This is a genomic window from Pseudomonas sp. P108, assembly GCF_032613195.1.
In the GTDB taxonomy this organism is placed as follows: Bacteria; Pseudomonadota; Gammaproteobacteria; order Pseudomonadales; family Pseudomonadaceae; genus Aquipseudomonas.
Genome location: NZ_CP126691.1, coordinates 3548067 through 3566159, shown reverse-complemented (window position 1 = coordinate 3566159; position 18093 = coordinate 3548067). Strand labels below are relative to the sequence as shown.

The window sequence follows — 18093 nt, the reverse complement described above, 5'->3', positions numbered from 1 at the left end:
AAGGAACAGTCATGAGCGAAGCGCCTGCGTTACGACGTTTACTGGTGGTCGATCCGTGCGACGACTGCCACCGCTTATTGCCCGGATTACGCGCCGTAGGTTGGGATGTTGATAGCTGTACCCTGGAAAACGCTGCCGATCGAAGTTGTGACGTCGGCTTGTTGCGTTTGCAGCCGTTTCACCTCGAACGTCCAGAAGCCGTCAAAGAACTGATCAGCCGCAGTGGCACCGAATGGATCGCCGTGCTCAATCAGGAAGTGCTGCGCTTACAGAACGTCGGTGACTTCGTTTGTGAATGGTTTTTCGATTTTCATACCTTGCCGTTCGACGTCTCGCGCGTGCAGGTGACGCTCGGGCGCGCGTTCGGCATGGCGCGTTTGCGCGGGCAAGGCACGATCCACGTCGATCAGCCCGAACATGAACTGCTCGGCGACAGCAAACCGATCCGTGAACTGCGCAAACTACTCAGCAAACTGGCACCCACCGAATCGCCTGTGTTGATCCGCGGCGAAAGCGGTACCGGCAAAGAACTGGTCGCGCGCACGCTGCACCGCCAGTCCCAGCGTCACAGCAAGCCGTTTGTGGCAATCAATTGTGGGGCGATTCCTGAGCATTTGATTCAATCCGAGCTGTTCGGCCACGAGAAAGGCGCCTTCACCGGCGCGCATCAACGCAAGATCGGGCGCATCGAAGCGGCCAATGGCGGCACGCTGTTTCTCGATGAAATCGGCGATCTGCCGCTGGAGCTACAAGCCAATCTGCTGCGTTTCCTGCAGGAACGGCACATTGAACGTGTCGGCGGCAGCCAGCCGATTCCGGTGGATGTGCGGGTTCTGGCGGCGACTCACGTCGACCTGGAAGCGGCCATTGAGAAGAAGCGATTTCGCGAAGATTTGTATTACCGGCTCAACGTGCTGCAAGTGGTCACTGCGCCTTTGCGCGAACGCCACGGCGACCTCTCAATGCTGGCCAACCATTTTTCCCATTTCTACAGCCACGAAACCGGTCGACGCCCGCGCAGCTTCAGCGAAGACGCGCTGATTGCCATGGGCAAACATGACTGGCCGGGCAACGTCCGTGAGCTGGCCAACCGTGTGCGGCGCGGGCTGGTGTTGGCCGAAGGGCGGCAGATCGAGGCCCGAGACCTGGGGCTGATCAGCCAGCACTCGATCGCGACACCCATGGGCACGCTGGAAGACTACAAGACCCGCGCCGAGCGCCAGGCACTGTGCGATGTGTTGAACCGGCACAGCGATAATCTCAGTGTGGCGGCCAAAGTCCTGGGGGTGTCGCGGCCGACGTTCTACCGTTTGCTGCACAAACATCAGATCCGCTAGCTGGCTGAAGAGCCAAAGATCGCAGCCTTCGGCAGCTCCTACAGGGATTACACAAATCCGATGTAGGAGCTGCCGCAGGCTGCGATCTTTGGCTTTTGCCTAGAAGTAATACGGGAATTTCAGGCTGAAGGAAAAGTCCGGGGCATCATCCGTCATGCCGATGGACAGGTTGGGCACAATGGTCAGGTTATCGGTGGCCGCAATGGTCATGCCGACGTTGAAGTAACCGGCGTTGGCGTCGCTGGACACCACCGATTCCCAATCCCCGCCATCCTGTTTCAGCTTGCTCTTGCGCTGCACCAGGTCAGACACCGAGAACGACATACTCATCTTCTCGTTCAGTGCAAACGCAATACCGGCGCCGATCTGGAAGCTGTCGCCGATCTTTACCTTGCCCGGGTTTTTCTGGTTGACCGTCGAGCTGATGTCGTCAAACGACTCCTCCAGGTTGTGGGTGTAGGACAAGCTGCCGAACAGCACCGCCGGGTCGAACGTCTTGACCAGCGAGATGCCCGGCGTGATCGACCAGACGCCGTTGCCGGTGGGCAGGGTGTCAGGCACAAACAGATTGGAGTTGGCATCGGTCTGGCGCAGTTTGATCCCGAACGGATCCTTGCCGGTTGGCGCCTTGACCCGCAGTGTGACCACCGCGTCCGGTGTATTGACCGACTCGTCGAGAAACTTGTAAGCGATGCCGAAGTTGACGTCGCCAATGGTGGGATCCTTGGTGACGGTTTCTTCTGTAGTGACACCGGCCGCGCCCTCATTGCCGCCGCCCGACTGATAAGTCGATTCGCGATAGACCACGGGCACGTTCAGGTCGAACTGCCAGCGGTTGTCGAAGTTGTAGCGGCCGGTAAGGTCGAGGGTCCAGGTGTCAGCCTTGATCCGGTCAAGGTTGATGTTGCCAAGAAAGATCGAATCGAGTGCGAGGAACCCGTTGAGAATCAGCTGACGGGTGTCATAGCGCGAGTAGGTGATGCCGGTTTCGACACTGAACTTGCCGCCGCCGAAGAAGCCGCTGGCTTCGTCGTACAGGTTGGAAACGCTCTGCGCCGGTTGTGAGTCGTCCGCCAGTGATTGCCCGTAAGAAGCGCCACTGCCCCCGGCGGCGCCTCCTGATGCTGCTGCCGCACCGGTGCCGGTGGCGACGCGGTTGCCTTTCATGTCCGACGGCGATTTTGCCAGCCGTTTTGGTTGTGGGGCGGCGGGTTGTTCTTCAACCTGGCGGACTCGTTGTTCGAGAACCGCCAGGGCCTTTTGTTGTACTTCGTATCGTTGTTTCAGCTCCAGAAGTTCCTGTTTCAGGGCCTGTACATCTGCATCCGGTGCTGCTTGCAGCATCGCCGCAGGAAGAAGAGTGCTCAAACACACTGCGGCACGCAGTGATACTGATCGATACATGAATAAGCCGTCCCTTTAAGCCCAATGATCGAGACTCAGCGTAGTTCAATATCCAATACTGCGTAGGGCCCCGAGTTGAGTCAGGTTGCAATCCAGTGCGCCGGCGCTTCTGCCGTTATTATTGAGTACGACATTAAGTTGAGTCAGGTTATTGACCACGTTGGCACTGCCGAGCAGGCGGGTGTTCTGCAGTAAGCCGCTGGAGGCGACCTGTTGCAGCGCCGAACCTTGATTGCCACTGGCTTGAATCGCCATTTGCACGCCACCCGTACCGGTTGCCGACACCGCGACATTGCCGGCGGCATTACTGCCGGAAATGGTCTGGCCGGCCAGCAGGGCTTGGCCCTGTGCGGGTGCGAGTGCTGGCGCCTGATTGGCTTCCTTGACGTTGATGGCGACGTTGTTGTTCGCCGTGTTGCCATCACCCGCCGCGCGTACGCTCTGCGTCACGCCCGACGATGAGTTAAGACCGGCACCGCCGATAATCGATCCTGTGCCCAGTTCCGGCGTACTGCCGTTGCCCATCTCCTTGATGGTCGAAACGTAGAATTCTGGTTTGATTGTGGCCTGTTGCACCTGCATCGAGGCAGACGCTCCGATCAGGTCTCCGCTGGCGTTGCGCCAGGTACTGCTCATGACAATGCCGAAGCTGATAATCCGCCCCGGCATGACATAACGACCACGCAGCTCGGCGAGCTCCTGGTCCTTGATTTCTATGGGTTTGAATCCTGCATTGGCATAGCCTGACGCACTCGCTGCCAGGCAGGCGGCGGCCAGCCAGTATGAGGTTTTCATCTGCTGCTCCCGGGACATCCAGTCCCATTTTCTATAATCGGCGATTAAAAGAAGTCGCTCTGAATGAACCCGAAATCCATCAATTCAGCATCTTTGACCGGGTTGAAACCATCCAGCTTGTTCTTGGCCGTCAAGGGCACCGGAGGGCTGCGCAAGGCGTTGGCCTTGTCATATCCGGGACCGACGATGGCGAAGACAATGCCGTTCCAACCTTTGACAAAGTCATCATGTTTGTAGCGTTTATGGCCGAGCACCGGGTCTCCGATGTAAACCCAGTCCTTGTCCGAACGCTGCAACACGACGAAATGCTTGTAGCCGCGAATTTCCATCAGTACCACCACCGGGATCGTTACCGCTTCGAGCTTTTCCGGTGGAATCTTGTAACCCCTGGCGCGCATGCCGATGCTTTCTATGTAGCGTTTCATGTCGAGCATGGAAAAACCTTGAGTACGAACAAGGTCCTGGTCAGCGTTGACCAGCATGCCTTTGATGATGTGCTCCTCATCGACGTCGAGCCAATAGGCCTGGCGTAATACCGTTGCCAGTGCAGCAGCGCCGCAGCTGAAATCGGTTTTCTGTTCGACGATGTCGGCAAACTTGCGCTCACGGATGCTCTGCACGTTTTTGTAGACGAGCGTGCCACCCGGCAGGGCAGCCACGGGCATCTGACCGGCCTGAGTCAGGCCACAGACGAAAAGCAGAGCGAGGAGGGCAGTCTTACGCATGATCGATACGCCTTTGCGGACTGAGGAAAAGCCCCGTTTCCGGGGCTTTCGTTCGATCGCGATTACAGGCAGGCTCTGCAGCCAGCAGCGATGGACAGCGAGTTGCTTTGTTGGTTGCCCACACCCGCCGAGACGTTGGCTCCGCCGTTGCCGGAGAAGTTGTTCATCGAGTTGGTCATGTTGGCATTGTTGACCACAGGGGCTTTCCAGCCGTCTTTGGTCATCACTTGCTGAGTGGTTACGCCAGCGAGGCCAAAGGTACCCACGGCTTCGAACTTGGCTTTCTGGTCATCGTTGCCGCCGTGGCCGCCGCCACGATTGCCATAACCGCCGTGGTGGTCATCATCTTCGATGGTTGCAGTGCCTTTGGCTTTGAACACGCCAGCAGCGGCATAAGTGCCGGTGAGGGTGTCGGTTTTGTAGGCCTGCACGCCTTTGTTTTCTACAACCAGGCCAGTGGAAGACTGGTTGGCAGAAGCAGCAGCCTGAGCTACGCGGCCACCGGATACGGCGATCGCCAGGTTGTTTTTCTGCTGGTTGAAGTTGCCGGCAGTGACGTTGATGCCGATGTTGCCGGAACCATTGTTGCCTGCGTTGTTGAGCGTAGCGTTGTTGAAGGTGGACGAGTTTTTCACATAGTTGTTGTTGTTGACTTGAGTTGCACTCGAAGCAGCAACAGCGTTACCGAAGATGAAGCTTTCGTCAGCTGTGGCCAGCGCAGCAGCGTTGTCCTGCTGGTTGCCGTCGCCGGCTGCAACGTTGGCGCCCATGTTGCCGTTGGAACCGTTGAGCGAATCACTGGCATTAGCGTTGTTCAGAGTGCCCTGGTTTTTCACCACGTTGCCGTCGCTGTCTTGCACGTCAAGCACAGCGGCACCAGCGCCTGCGGTGATTTGCAGCAGTTGTTCCAGGGTTGGGCCTTTAGGCTGGTTATTACCATGGCCGTTACCGTGACCATTACCGTGACCATTACCATGATCGTCATCACGACCGCCTGCCTGTGCTGCGATTGCCATCACTGCTGCAAGTGCGAAAACCAGTGGTTTGAGAGCCATTGTAGGTTTCATGGTGTTTCTCCATCGTGCTTATTAGTTGGTTAAGTGTTGGTACTTTCTAATTGCACTGCTTTTGTTGTTTGGGTCAGTCAGCGACCCGGATGCTCAGGGTGTTAGCCATTCGGTTCCCCACCCCGGCACTCTGGTTCACCTGGATTACCCCGCGGCTGCCGGTGAAGGCCTGATCACTTGTCGTGACCTGGCGACTGCCGGGTGAGGTACCAGTTGCTCCTGAGCTCGGTAAAAGCGCCACGTTCTGTTGCGAAAGGGCACTGTCGTCAACGCTCTGCGGGGCAGCACTGATGCTGACGCGCGTCACATTGGCCATCTGGTTGTTGGCCCCGGCACCCTGGTTCACGCCCAGGATCCCGTTGCCATTGCTGAAAGAGGTGCCGCCGATGGTTGCGCTGGCGTCCATCGAGCGCGAGGCAGGTGTATCGATTTTCTGCATGACGCTGGTAGTGGCGTGGGATTCGGTGCCGATCGCCACAGCCTTGACGTTGGCCTGTTGCATTTGATCGCCAGCCGCCTGGTTGACGTTGAAATTGCCGCGGTACTGAACCCCGGAATCTTGAATGTTGGCCTTGTTCACTGAACCAGGTTCAGCAGCCATGGCAGTGGTGCAACCGAGCAGGGCAAGCAGAAGGAGTGAACGATTCATCTCATTGGCCTCCGGCCATGCGGGTCAATGGCGCAAGGCCGGAACTCATGGCGCGGTTGATCGTGCCGGAAATCGCGCCACCGGAACCGCCGCCGTGTCCTGCGCTCATGCCGGGCATGCCATTGGGATTGGTGACGGTATTGAGGCCTGGCAGATTGCTGCCGGCCTGGACATTGTTGACGGTGCGGAACGCGCTGCCGCTGGCGACACCGGCGAAGTCGCCGTCGCTCAATTCGGTGCTGTTCATGGTGGAGTTGATGCGTGCGGACGGATTGGCATTGACGGTGGTCGGGTAGGGGTCTTTGCCGCCATTGCGACCAATCGGGATCGGCTGGACATCGCGGTTGAGGACGATGACGCCATTGCCTTCTGCGTGGACATTGAAACTGAGCAATGTGCTGGCTGCTGATCCGATCAGCAGAAGGCAGGTCAAACCTTTTTGGATATTCCCCACGGCTGCAATTCCTTCTTCAGTGGGCTGGCCCGAGTCAGCGTTGTGAAGGAGAGAGCGAAAGCTGTGCCGCTTTTTAAATGTCGTTTGGTTTCAGATGCTTGCAAAAATCAGCCGCGCAGCTGATACACACACTGTTTCAGGATTGATACACGCGTGCGCGCGCCGACCTGTCTATTGGCTGAACAAAGCTCTGGAACGAGGGTTTGCGACGATGTGTTTCAACCGTGAAACAACGGCGATGACAAAACAGTGAACAGTGCTGAGACGGGCACTTTGCACCTCACGGAGTGTTTCAGGATCGGACACTTTGCCCCCAAAACAGGGGGGATCATTGGGGAAACTGACCCGTTGGCCGGGTCACTCCGCCAGCAGTTGCTCGACGGCGGCAAAAGCCTGTCGTTGGCGTTCGGCCCAATTGCCCTGAATGATCAGAAAGCGCTGATGGTGGGTTTCCAGCCAGTTTTGCGTGGACTGGTAAAACGCCAGACGCTCGTCCAGATCCGGTTGGCAGCGCTGACCGTCATCGGTCCAGTCGACCTGTTCCGGGGACAAGAGAAGGTGCAGGTCGTAATGCCGGGTCAGCAACTCGGATGCCAACCAGTCCGGGCAGTCACCGAACAGCGTCTGGCTCCACAGCATGTTGCTCAATAAGTGAGTGTCGAGAATCAGCAACGACGGCTGTTGCGCCCGCGCTTCATCTTCCCGTTGCAACTGGCCCCGAGCGATGGCAGGGATGTCGGCCAGGCAGGTGTCACGGGGATTGAGTTCGATAAAGCGGCGCACGTATTCATCCACGCGCACACCGCCAAAGCGTTGTTGCAGGCCCGCCGCCAGCCAGCTCTTGCCGGTGGATTCAGGCCCGGTCAGCACCACGACCTTCATGTGCGCAACGCCGGGTCAGCGCGCCATTCGCGAAAGCCTTGAATGGCCAGCAGAGTGAACAGACCGTACAGCGCAGCGGTCAGGTACAGCCCTTTATAGATGAACAAGCCGACAAAGATCACATCGAGCACAAACCACAACGCCCAGCATTGCAGGCGTTTCTGCGCCATCCACAGTTGCGCAACCAGGCTGAAACCGGTGAGCGCGGCATCGAGCCACGGTTGCGCGGCGTCGGTCCAGTGGGCCATGGCCGCGCCGAGCAGCAGGCTGCCGACCGCGCCAGCACCGAGGCCGATCAGGATAGAGCGTTGATCGAGGCGGGTGACCTCGCGGCCGTCATGCATCGTCCCGGCGCGAGTCCATTGCCACCAGCCATAGACTTGCAATGCGGCGTAAATCACTTGCAGCAACATGTCCGAGTACAGCTTCACTTCGAAGAAGATCCAGCTGTAGAGCAGCACCATGATCAGCCCGATCGGCCAGCACCACGGATTCTGTTTGACCGTCAGCCACACGGCGATCACGCCAAGGGCGGCGGCAAACAGTTCAAGCCCGGACATGGGGGTTCCTTGGGGGAAATTGAGGAGGGGGCGGATTGTACTGCATTGGGCCAAACCCCTCACCCTAACCCTCTCCCGGAGGGAGAGGGGACTGACCAAGTTGGATGTTCGAGATACGCCGACCTGGTCTTTCTGCGTTGAATCCATAATCGACTCGATTTTTCAGGTCGACGTATAGCTTGAGACACCTCGGTCGGCCCCCTCTCCTCGGGGAGAGGGCTGGGGTGAGGGGTGGGCTCACCAGAGTTACACGGGTCAGACGCGGAACTGGCGCAGGAGGGCGTTGAGTTGTTCGCTCAACTGGCCGAGGCGCAGGCTGGCGGCACTCGACTGCTCGGCCGCGATCGCCGTGCTGTGCGAGAGGCCAGCAGCCTGCGTCACGTTCTGATTGATGTCCTCGACCACATGCGCCTGCTGCAACGTAGCGCTGGCAATCGACGCATTCAGGCCATTGAGATTGCGCAGCGCCTGGCCGATGGCATTCAGACTGGCACCGGCCAGCCCGGCTTGTTCAATGGTCAATTGCGACGCCTTGCTGCTGTCACCGATCACCTTCACGGCCGCCTCGGAATGGTTCTGCAGGCGCTCGATCATCGACTGGATTTCCGCTGTCGACTTCTGCGTGCGCTGCGCCAACAAGCGCACTTCATCCGCGACTACGGCAAACCCCCGACCTTGTTCACCGGCACGGGCGGCTTCAATCGCGGCGTTGAGTGCGAGCAGGTTGGTCTGTTCGGCAATCGAGCGGATCACTTCCAGCACGCTACCGATCTGGGTGCTTTCGGCCGCCAGGGTGCGAATCACTTCAACCGCTTGATCGATGGTGCCGGACAGCTTGTCGATCTGCTGCAAGCTGCCGTCGATGTTGATCTGGCCCTGTTGCGCCTGCGCTTCGGCGTCACGCATTTCGGCGGCGGCATGCTCGGCGTTCTTCGCCACATCTTGCACGCCATAGGTCACTTCGTTGATCGCCGTGGCCACCAGTTCCATCTGCTGCGATTGCTGCTGGCTGCGTTGCTGGGCCTGCGAGGCGTCGTTGCCCAGTTCACTGGACGATTGACCCAAGGCGCTGGCCGACACCTGCAAATCGCCGATCACCCGTCGCAGTTTGGCGGTGAAGGCGTTGAAGTGATGCGCAAGCTCGGTGACTTCATCCTTGCCATGGGTATCGAGACTGCGGGTCAGGTCGCTTTCACCACTGGCAATGTTGGCCATGGCGTTCACGGTTTCTTGCAGCGGACGCACAATGCTGCGTGCGATCAGGATCACCAGCAGCGCCATGATCAGCGCAATCGCCAAGCCGATGACCGAAGCCTTGATCATTTGGCCCTGGAATTCCGCCTGCACATCATCGACATAAACCCCGGAGCCAAGCACCCAGCCCCAAGGTTCGAACAGTTTGACGTAGGAAGTCTTGGCCACCGGCTCACTGGCGCCGGGTTTCGGCCAACGGTAGTCGACCATGCCGGCACCTTTGGCCTTGGCGATGGCAACCATTTCGTTGAACACCGCAAAGCCGTCCGGATCGCGGATCGCCGAGAGGTTCTGGCCTTCGAGTTTCGGATTGGTCGGGTGCATGACCATCACGGGCGTGAGGTCGTTGATCCAGAAATAATCGCTCTGGTCGTAGCGCAGGCCGCGAATCGCCGTCAGCGCCTGCTTCTGCGCCGCGTCTTTGCTCAAAGTGCCGGCGGTTTCGAGGTCGTGGTAATAGGTCAGCAGGCCGCTGGCCGTCTGTACCACGTGCTGGGTTTTCTGAGCCTTGGCGTGATACAGGTCGTCGTGGATCTGCTTGAGCATCAACACGCCCAAGGTCAGCAACATGACCACCGCCACAATCAAGATGAGCCACAAGCGTCGGCTGATCGACACACTGCGCAAGCTGTTCATAACGCTGTCACTCCGGATTCTTTTTCTTGTAATAAACGACCGCCAGCATCCAACCACGATTTCGTGAGCGGGCATACGCGACCCAAGTCGTATAACGCGGCAGCGCTATTAAGGCTTGTCTGTTAGGATTTCGGCCCCGCGCGTGAAAACCTGAATCCAAATTGATATTTCACGGAATTTTGACCGTTTCGTGTGGATCCTGTGCGCGCGGAATCGGTACAGCCACAACCAGCTACGCTGATCGCAGTGAACGTAAAAAAATACTATCGGGGCATGCCGGCGCGCATCGCTCTTTGGGGGATTGATGGATCTTTGGACGGCCTTGCAGGCACTGATACTAGGAGTTGTAGAAGGGCTGACGGAGTTTTTGCCCATTTCCAGTACCGGACACCAGATCATTGTTGCCGACTTGCTCGAATTCGGCGGCGAACGAGCCATGGCGTTCAATATCATCATCCAGCTCGGCGCGATTCTCGCGGTGGTCTGGGAGTTTCGACGCAAGATCTTCGATGTGGTCATCGGTTTGCCGACGCAGCCTAGCGCACGGCGTTTTACCGCCAACCTGCTGATCGCGTTTCTGCCCGCGGTGGTGCTGGGCGTGATCTTTGCCGACCTGATCCACGAATACCTGTTCAACCCGATTACCGTTGCGACAGCACTGGTGGTGGGCGGCATCATCATGTTGTGGGCGGAAAAACGTCAGCATGAAGTGCACGCCGAAACGGTCGACGAGATCACCTGGAAAGATGCCTTGAAAGTCGGCTTCGCCCAGTGTCTGGCGATGATTCCTGGCACCTCGCGCTCTGGCTCGACGATCATTGGCGGGTTGCTGTTCGGCCTGTCGCGCAAGACCGCCACCGAGTTTTCGTTCTTCCTCGCCATGCCGACCATGGTCGGTGCGGCGGTTTACTCGGGCTACAAGTACCGCGATCTGTTTGTACCGGCAGACTTCCCGGTGTTCGCCATCGGTTTTGTCACGGCGTTCATCTTCGCCATGATCGCCGTGCGCGGCTTGCTCAAGTTCATCGCCAGCCACAGCTACGCGGCGTTCGCCTGGTATCGGATCGTGTTTGGTCTGGTGATTCTGGCGACGTGGCAGTTTGGCTGGATCGACTGGGCGGCGGCCAAACCATGAGTGATTCCCGCGCACGCCGGCCCGAAGGGCGACCTTCGGGCGGCAACATTCAGCACCTGAAATTGAAACTGCTGGTTCTGCTGATCGTCTGCGCGCTGCCGCTGTTCGGCTCGTTGTCGATGTGGCTGCGCGGGATTTCGCTGGTGCCGCTGGCCGCTTACGGGATCGTCAGTGTGCTGGCGTTCTTCATGTATTGGGCCGATAAGCGCAAGGCGCGCGCCGATGTCTGGCGCACCCCGGAGAACATCCTGCATGCCGTAGAGCTGGCGGGCGGCTGGCCGGGCGCGTTGATCGCCCAGCAAGTGTTCCGGCACAAGACGCGCAAGGTGTCGTTTCAGATTCTGTTCTGGGTGATTGTCGTGCTGCACCAAGTGTTCTGGATCGACCAGTTGTTTCTTGGCTCGAATCTGCTGACGCTGTTCTAAAGAACTGCAAAAAACCAATGTGGGAGCGAGCCTGCTCGCGAAGAGGCCGTGTCAGACAACATCATCGTTGAATGAAAGTCCGCTTTCGCGAGCAGGCTCGCTCCCACAGGGGGGATTGGGGTTAGAGCAATAATCCCACCTGGGTCTTTTTCGGCAACTTGCTCACCACCAACTGGTGCGAGCGCTGCAACAACCCGCGTAACTCCTCAGCACCCAGCGGGTAGGGCGGGTGCATGATGATCCACTGCGCCCGCGCCAGATACGGCGCAGGGTGAATCCCCGGGCGGTCGCAATGGCCGAGAAACAGATCCTTGTCGACCTTGAATGCCAGCGAATCACCGCGCAGTCCCTGCAAGGCAAACATCTTGTTGCCGGCAATCGAAAACACCCGCACGCCACCCCATTTGTAATCTTCCCGAGCGCCCGGCAATGCCAGGCAGAACGCCGCGACATCGGCTTCGCTCATCTTTCCCTTGCTCATAACAACCGCTCCCCACAGGCATTGAACGACTCGACCAGATGATCGATCCACGCGCGCACCGCCGGCATCACCCCGCGCCGATGCGGATACACCGCTTGCAGCCAGCCGCCGGGCAGCGACCACTCTGGCAGCAATTGCACCAGGGTGCCGTTTCTCAGTTCCTCTTCGCAGTACATCATCGGCAGCAAAGTAAAACCCTGACCCGCCAGCACGCAGGCTTTGCGCACAATAAAGTCATCGATGCCCAGGCGCGCTTCCATGTTCAGTTCAAAGCTGTGGCCTTGCTGATCGAGCAAGCGCACATGCACCATGCGATCCGCCTCCAGCGCGCCGAGCACGGGCAGGCTTTTGAGGTCTTGCGGATGGTTGATCGTTTGCCCATCGATAAATGCCGGACTGGCCACCACGACCATTTGCGCCTGGCGCAAACGCCGGGTCACCAACAACGGATCTTCGTCACCGTGCTCGCGCACACGCAGCGCGACATCAAAACCTTCGCCGACCAGATCGACCCGGCGATTGAGCAATACCACTTCCAGTTGCACCTGCGGAAATTTGCCTAAAAATTCGCTGATGACCCACGGCAACATTTCCCGGGCCAGACCGGTGGGGCAGGAGACCCGCAAACGGCCGCGCGGCTCGCTGGACATGCTCGCCACGGCCTCATCGGCCATTTCTGCTTCCAGCAACATCGCCTGACAGTGACGCAGATAGCGTTCACCCACCGCCGTGAGGTTGAGTTGTCGGGTGGTGCGTTGCAGCAAACGCGCGCCGAGGCGTTCTTCCAGTTCGGCTATGCGCCGTGACAGTCGTGACTTGGGAATGCCCAGCAAGCGCCCGGCCGCCGCGAACCCGCCGGCCTCGACGACTTTGGCGAAATAGTAAAGATCGTTGAGGTCTTGCATAGGGAAATCCACTGTTCTATAAATGGGACAAACTATCGCATTTCAGGCGGCTAATCATCCATTGGTTTCTTGCGTAGGATTGTCTCCATTCCGTCGCCACCGGCGATTCATTCCAGGAGATTCCACATGAAACTGCTGCATATCGATTCGAGCATTCTGGGCGACAACTCGGCTTCCCGTCAGTTGAGCAGCGAAGTCGTCAAAGCCTGGCAAACCGCCGAGCCAAGCGCTGTCGTGACCTACCGCGACCTGGCCACCGACGCCATCAGCCACTTCTCGTCGACCACACTGGTCGCCGCCGGTACCACCGCTGAACTGCGCAACGCCGCACAACAGCACGAAGCCGAACTGAGCGCTTCGACCCTGGCCGAATTCATTGCTGCCGACGCCGTAGTGATTGCAGCGCCGATGTACAACTTCACCGTACCGACTCAACTCAAGGCGTGGATCGATCGCGTTGCGGTTGCCGGTCAGACCTTCCGTTATACCGAAGCCGGCCCTGAAGGCCTGTGCGGTGGCAAGAAAGTGGTGATCGTTTCGACCTCCGGCGGTATCCATGCCGGTCAGGCCAGCGGCATCGCTCACGAAGAATACCTGAAGCTGGTTCTGGGCTTCCTCGGCATCACCGACATCGAAATCGTCCGCGCCGAAGGTCTGGCGTATGGCGAAGAAGTGCGCAACAACGCGATGACCGCTGCGCAAGCAAAAATCAGCGAGCAATTGTTCGCCGCGGCGTAAGGCTTGCGTAAAGAACAGCTGATGTTCAGGTAACACCCGAAAAACTCTGTATTCTGGTTCCGCAAGGGGCGAATACGGAGTTTTTTGTTTCTGACTGTTACATAATCTGGCCCGGGTTATGCAGTCAGACAATCAGCATCTGAGTGCAATGTCGTACCGAAACACCGAATCCCCGGTGGTTCTGGCCCGCCACGCAACGGATCTTTCGATTGAGTAACAACAGGGTGGGGCATCCCATGATGCGTCTTTGTGCAACGTTACTGATTTGCCTGCTTGGCAGCCTTAACACAGTGCATGCTGCGCCTGGGCGACACCCTGTGTGGAGCGTCGGCTATCACGAGATGACCTTCCTCGATCCTTTGGATCTGCAACCGATGCGCGCCATCGCGTTTTATCCCTCCAGCGATCGCGAACACATGAGCCTGCTCGAGGGCTACTCAGTCGAGGCCGGCGAAGACACCAAAGTCGCCATCGGCCGCTTTCCGATGTTGATGCTCTCCCACGGCAACACCGGCACGCCCCTGGCGCTGCACGACCTTGCCACCTCGCTGGCACGCAAAGGCTTTGTCGTGGTGGCGGTGATTCACCCCGGTGACAACTCCAAAGACCACAGCCGACTCGGTACCCTGAGCAATCTGTACGGGCGGCCGATCCAGATTTCCGAAGCGATCACTGCAACCCTCGGCGACCGCATGCTCGCGCCGTACGTCAATGCCGAACAGGTGGGCGTGATCGGTTATTCGGCGGGCGGCGAGACGGCGTTGATTCTGTCCGGGGCGCAACCGGACCTCGATCGCCTGCGTCGTTATTGCCAGGAACGTCCGGATGATCGTGACGCCTGCAATACGCAGGGTGAATTGATCGTCGATCGCGATGACCTGCAACCGGTGGCCGATCCGCGCGTGCATGCGTTGCTGCTGATGGCGCCGCTGAGCCTGAAGTTCGGCCGACACACCCTGGCTGATGTGCATGTGCCGGTGCTGCTCTACAGCGGCGACGGTGACAAACTGGTGGCTTTCGACAAGAACGCTGCCGCGCTGGCGCGCAAACTGCCGACAGCGCCGGACTTCAAATTACTGGCAGGGGCAGGGCACTTCGTCTTTATGGCGCCGTGCAATGAAGAGCAGATTCGCGCGATGCCGACGTTGTGTACCGATGCTGATGGGGTGGATCGCGAGGATATCCACCGCAACCTCATCTCCGAAGCCGGGCGCTTCTTCTCGCACACGCTGGGCAAACCCACCCGGGCCGGCATGCAAACCGCGGATCAATAACCCGATCCCCGCAGCACCGCAGCAACTGTGGGAGCGAGCTTGCTCGCGAAGGCGTAGTGTCAGTCAATACATGTGCTGACTGACTCGCCGCCTTCGCGAGCAAGCTCGCTCCCACATTGGTTTTGCGTCGATGATTCAGGAAATCGCCCGGCGCTGGAGCAGCAGGGTCAGGCCCAGCCCGATCACCGACAACAGCGCCGCACTGAAGAATATCCACGAATACCCCAGATTCAACGCCACCGCGCCCATCAGCGGCCCGGCAATCGCCAGCGCCAGATCGAAGAACACCGCGTAAGCGCCCAAGCCCGAACCGCGACTGGAACTGGGCACCTGCTTGATCGCCTCAACGCCCAGCGCCGGGTACACCAGCGACAGGCCAAACCCCGCCAGTCCCGCGCCGATCAAAGCGAAAGCGGTGGACGGTGCCAGCCACAACATCAGCAGCCCGACGGTTTCGATGGTCATGCAGGCGATCGCCGATTTGAAGCCGCCGAAACGGCTGATCGCCGAAATAAACAGCAGCCGCGACAGAATGAAACATACGCCGAACACTGTCAGGCAATACGCCGCGCCGCTCCAGCCGCGATTAAGGTAATAAAGGGTGATAAACGTGGTCAGCGTGCCGTAGCCGATCGAGGCGAGGGTCAGGCTGGCGCCATACGGGGCAATCCGTCCGAACACCGCCCAGAATGGCAGCCGTTCGCCACGGATCACCGGCACCGACGGTTTATTGCGGATCAGCAGCAGTGCGCCGGCCGCAAGGACCGCTAGCGCGATGCCGAGGCTGGTGAAACCGTAATCGGCGACCATTACCACACCCAGCGGCGCACCAATGGCAATCGCGCCATAGGAAGCGATGCCGTTCCAGCCAATGGATTTTGCGGTGTGTTCGACGCCGACCTGGCCCATGCACCAACTGATCGTGCCAACGCCAATCAGCCCTTGCGCGATGCCGAGCAGCAAACGCCCGATAATCAAGATGATCAGGCTGGTCAGCGCAAAGTCTTGTAGCAGCGTAGAGACCAGCGTCAGCAAGCCGCTGAGGACAATCCCCCACAAGCCATAAATGATCGCCCGTTTGGTGCCGAGCGTATCCGACATGCGCCCGGCCATCGGCCGGCTGAGCAGGGTGGCCAGATATTGCGAGCCAATCACCAGCCCGGCGATGACCGCGCTGAAACCCAATTGTTCGTGCACATAACCGGGCAAAACTGCGATCGGCAAACCGATGCAGAGGAACGCAATAAAAGTGTAGAAAACGATGGAGACGATCTGCAGGGTGATCGCCATGGAGCTTTGCGGTGGCAGTTGCTGCGCAGACATGAGGACTCGTTCGCGGGCGGCGGTGGGAGAGTTCGCATCATGGCTTGAGCGTCATACAAAAGAAAGCAGGCTAACTATTTTCCCTGAGGATTGATGTAGCTGCTGATGGCCCCTTCGCGAGCAGGCTCGCTCCCACCCTTGGAATGCATTCCCCTTGTGGGAGCGAGCCTGCTCGCGAAGGTAGCCGCACCAGCAAATCCCTCACCCTGAAATGCAAAAAGCCCCGTCACATGGACAGGGCTTTAGCTTGAAGCTAGCAGCTCAACACTAGAAGCTGCTGTTTAGAACACAACACCCTGACTACGCAGGTAGTCATCGTAAGTGCCGCTGAAGTCAGTCACGCCATCCGGGCTCAGCTCGATGATGCGCGTGGCCAGGGACGATACGAACTCACGGTCGTGGCTGACGAAGATCAGCGTGCCCGGGTAGTTTTCCAGCGCCAGGTTCAGCGCCTCGATCGATTCCATGTCCAGGTGGTTGGTCGGTTCGTCCATGATCAGCACGTTCGGCTTTTGCAGGATCAGCTTGCCGAACAGCATGCGACCTTGCTCACCACCGGAAATCACTTTGACCGACTTGAGGATCTCGTCGTTGGAGAACAGCATGCGGCCCAAGGTACCGCGAATCATCTGCTCGCCCTGAGTCCACTGACCCATCCAGTCGAACAGGGTAACGTCGTCTTCGAAGTCGTGCGCGTGGTCCTGAGCGTAGTAGCCCAGTTCCGCGGCGTCGGTCCACTTGATGGCGCCGGCGTCCGGGGTCAGTTCATTGACCAGGGTGCGCAGCAGGGTGGTTTTACCGATACCGTTCGGGCCGATGATCGCCACGCGCTCGCCGGCTTCAACCTGGAAGCTGAAGTCTTTGAACAGTGGTTTGCCGTCGAAGCCTTTGGCCATTTTCTCGACGATGACCGCCTGGCGGTGCAGCTTCTTGTTCTGATCGAAGCGGATGAACGGGCTCACGCGGCTCGAAGGCTTGACCTCGGCCAGCTGGATCTTGTCGATCGCCTTGGCGCGGGAAGTGGCCTGCTTGGCTTTCGAGGCGTTGGCCGAGAAGCGGCTGACGAACGATTGCAGCTCGGAAATCTGCGCTTTCTTCTTGGCGTTGTCCGACAGCAGTTGCTCGCGCGACTGGGTCGCCACGGTCATGTACTCGTCGTAGTTGCCCGGGAACAGACGCAGCTCGCCGTAATCCAGGTCAGCCATGTGCGTGCACACGCTGTTCAGGAAGTGACGGTCGTGAGAGATGATGATCATCAGGCTGTTACGCTGGGTCAGCACGTTTTCCAGCCAGCGAATGGTGTTGATGTCCAGGTGGTTGGTCGGTTCGTCGAGCAACAGCACTTCCGGATCGGAGAACAGTGCCTGCGCCAGCAACACGCGCAGTTTCCAGCCCGGCGAAACTTCGCTCATCGGGCCGAAGTGCTGCTCGATGCCGATACCCAGGCCCAGCAACAGTTCACCGGCGCGGGATTCGGCGGTGTAGCCGTCCATTTCGGCGAATTCGGTTTCCAGCTCGGCCACGGCCATGCCGTCTTCTTCGCTCATTTCCGGCAGCGAGTAGATGCGATCGCGCTCGGCCTTGACCTTCCACAGCTCCTCGTGACCCATGATCACGGTGTCGATCACGGTGAATTCTTCGTAGGCGAACTGGTCCTGGCGCAATTTACCCAAACGCACGTTCGGCTCGAGCATGACCTGACCACCGGACGGGTCGAGGTCACCGCCGAGGATTTTCATGAAGGTCGACTTGCCGCAACCGTTGGCGCCGATCAGGCCGTAGCGATTGCCCGCGCCGAATTTGACCGAAACGTTTTCGAAGAGCGGCTTGGCGCCGAACTGCATCGTGATGTTAGCTGTAGAAATCAAGAGTTATTCCTGCGAAGCATTCTTAAAAAGCGAGGTGCGGCTGGAGCGCTCGGCCCGAGTCAAAGTGCGCTGAAGCGGGAGAATCCCGACATCAACCAAGGGGGCGCGTAAAGTTTGGCGGCGATTGTACTGGTCTGGCTCTTTAAACGATAGGGCGAAGACGCCACGATCGCCGATTGGC

The 18093-nt window shown here is 58.8% G+C and carries 18 protein-coding genes; 5 read left to right on the top strand and 13 right to left on the bottom strand.

Translation table 11 applies throughout. The features are described from left to right. Nucleotides 1-11: 11 nt before the first annotated feature. Nucleotides 12-1337, top strand: coding sequence for a sigma-54 dependent transcriptional regulator (locus QOM10_RS15640; RefSeq protein WP_127927869.1), 1326 nt, complete (start codon nucleotides 12-14; stop codon nucleotides 1335-1337). A gap of 99 nt (nucleotides 1338-1436) precedes the next feature. Here the strand turns inward: QOM10_RS15640 and QOM10_RS15635 are convergent, their stop codons facing one another. The 9 genes from QOM10_RS15635 to QOM10_RS15595 form a co-directional block, all read right to left on the bottom strand. Beyond that, nucleotides 1437-2741, bottom strand: a complete 1305-nt coding sequence (locus QOM10_RS15635; RefSeq protein ID WP_316916444.1) for a hypothetical protein — start codon at nucleotides 2739-2741, stop codon at nucleotides 1437-1439. Nucleotides 2742-2786: 45 nt separating this feature from the next. Next, entirely contained in the window at nucleotides 2787-3536 is a 750-nt protein-coding gene (locus QOM10_RS15630) for a hypothetical protein (protein WP_127927865.1), read from the bottom strand. A gap of 44 nt (nucleotides 3537-3580) precedes the next feature. Then, nucleotides 3581-4261, bottom strand: a complete 681-nt coding sequence (locus tag QOM10_RS15625; protein ID WP_127927862.1) for a C39 family peptidase — start codon at nucleotides 4259-4261, stop codon at nucleotides 3581-3583. 62 nt (nucleotides 4262-4323) lie between these two features. Further along, the gene (locus tag QOM10_RS15620; RefSeq protein ID WP_127927860.1) at nucleotides 4324-5328 is read right to left on the bottom strand and encodes a heme utilization protein; all 1005 of its coding nucleotides are present in this window, start codon (nucleotides 5326-5328) and stop codon (nucleotides 4324-4326) included. Between the two features lie 73 nt (nucleotides 5329-5401). Next, nucleotides 5402-5977, bottom strand: coding sequence for an adhesin (locus tag QOM10_RS15615; RefSeq protein ID WP_150751325.1), 576 nt, complete (start codon nucleotides 5975-5977; stop codon nucleotides 5402-5404). A 1-nt stretch (nucleotide 5978) separates the two neighbouring features. After that, nucleotides 5979-6431, bottom strand: coding sequence for a hypothetical protein (locus tag QOM10_RS15610; RefSeq protein ID WP_127927856.1), 453 nt, complete (start codon nucleotides 6429-6431; stop codon nucleotides 5979-5981). 357 nt (nucleotides 6432-6788) lie between these two features. Further along, nucleotides 6789-7313: an AAA family ATPase gene (locus QOM10_RS15605; RefSeq protein WP_160040245.1), complete on the bottom strand. Its 525-nt coding sequence runs from the start codon at nucleotides 7311-7313 to the stop codon at nucleotides 6789-6791. After that, nucleotides 7310-7873 (bottom strand): nicotinamide riboside transporter PnuC, encoded by a 564-nt coding sequence (gene pnuC, locus QOM10_RS15600; RefSeq protein WP_160040243.1) that lies wholly within the window; start codon nucleotides 7871-7873, stop codon nucleotides 7310-7312. Before pnuC ends, QOM10_RS15605 begins: the two co-directional genes overlap by 4 nt. Before the next feature lie 255 nt (nucleotides 7874-8128). Then, nucleotides 8129-9763, bottom strand: a complete 1635-nt coding sequence (locus QOM10_RS15595) for a methyl-accepting chemotaxis protein (protein WP_127927850.1) — start codon at nucleotides 9761-9763, stop codon at nucleotides 8129-8131. A 304-nt stretch (nucleotides 9764-10067) separates the two neighbouring features. Here QOM10_RS15595 and QOM10_RS15590 point away from each other — a divergent pair, with 304 nt between their 5' ends. Then, nucleotides 10068-10898: an undecaprenyl-diphosphate phosphatase gene (locus QOM10_RS15590; RefSeq protein WP_127927848.1), complete on the top strand. Its 831-nt coding sequence runs from the start codon at nucleotides 10068-10070 to the stop codon at nucleotides 10896-10898. Next, nucleotides 10895-11323: a DUF1294 domain-containing protein gene (locus tag QOM10_RS15585; RefSeq protein ID WP_316916443.1), complete on the top strand. Its 429-nt coding sequence runs from the start codon at nucleotides 10895-10897 to the stop codon at nucleotides 11321-11323. The genes QOM10_RS15590 and QOM10_RS15585 overlap by 4 nt, the downstream gene beginning before the upstream one ends. Nucleotides 11324-11444: 121 nt before the next feature. Here the strand turns inward: QOM10_RS15585 and QOM10_RS15580 are convergent, their stop codons facing one another. Beyond that, nucleotides 11445-11804: an MmcQ/YjbR family DNA-binding protein gene (locus tag QOM10_RS15580; protein WP_127927844.1), complete on the bottom strand. Its 360-nt coding sequence runs from the start codon at nucleotides 11802-11804 to the stop codon at nucleotides 11445-11447. Further along, nucleotides 11801-12709: a LysR substrate-binding domain-containing protein gene (locus QOM10_RS15575; protein ID WP_127927842.1), complete on the bottom strand. Its 909-nt coding sequence runs from the start codon at nucleotides 12707-12709 to the stop codon at nucleotides 11801-11803. Before QOM10_RS15575 ends, QOM10_RS15580 begins: the two co-directional genes overlap by 4 nt. 126 nt (nucleotides 12710-12835) lie before the next feature. On the opposite strand from QOM10_RS15575, the gene QOM10_RS15570 reads away from it, so the two are divergent. Next, a complete protein-coding gene (locus QOM10_RS15570; RefSeq protein WP_150751328.1) occupies nucleotides 12836-13447 on the top strand; it encodes an FMN-dependent NADH-azoreductase in 612 nt (203 codons plus the stop codon). Between the two features lie 236 nt (nucleotides 13448-13683). Next, nucleotides 13684-14721: a dienelactone hydrolase gene (locus QOM10_RS15565; protein WP_316916442.1), complete on the top strand. Its 1038-nt coding sequence runs from the start codon at nucleotides 13684-13686 to the stop codon at nucleotides 14719-14721. 135 nt (nucleotides 14722-14856) lie between these two features. Here the strand turns inward: QOM10_RS15565 and QOM10_RS15560 are convergent, their stop codons facing one another. Both QOM10_RS15560 and QOM10_RS15555 read right to left on the bottom strand, forming a co-directional pair. Further along, nucleotides 14857-16044 (bottom strand): MFS transporter, encoded by a 1188-nt coding sequence (locus tag QOM10_RS15560; protein ID WP_316916441.1) that lies wholly within the window; start codon nucleotides 16042-16044, stop codon nucleotides 14857-14859. A gap of 281 nt (nucleotides 16045-16325) precedes the next feature. Then, nucleotides 16326-17912, bottom strand: a complete 1587-nt coding sequence (locus QOM10_RS15555) for an ABC-F family ATPase (RefSeq protein ID WP_077572769.1) — start codon at nucleotides 17910-17912, stop codon at nucleotides 16326-16328. Nucleotides 17913-18093 lie beyond the last annotated feature (181 nt).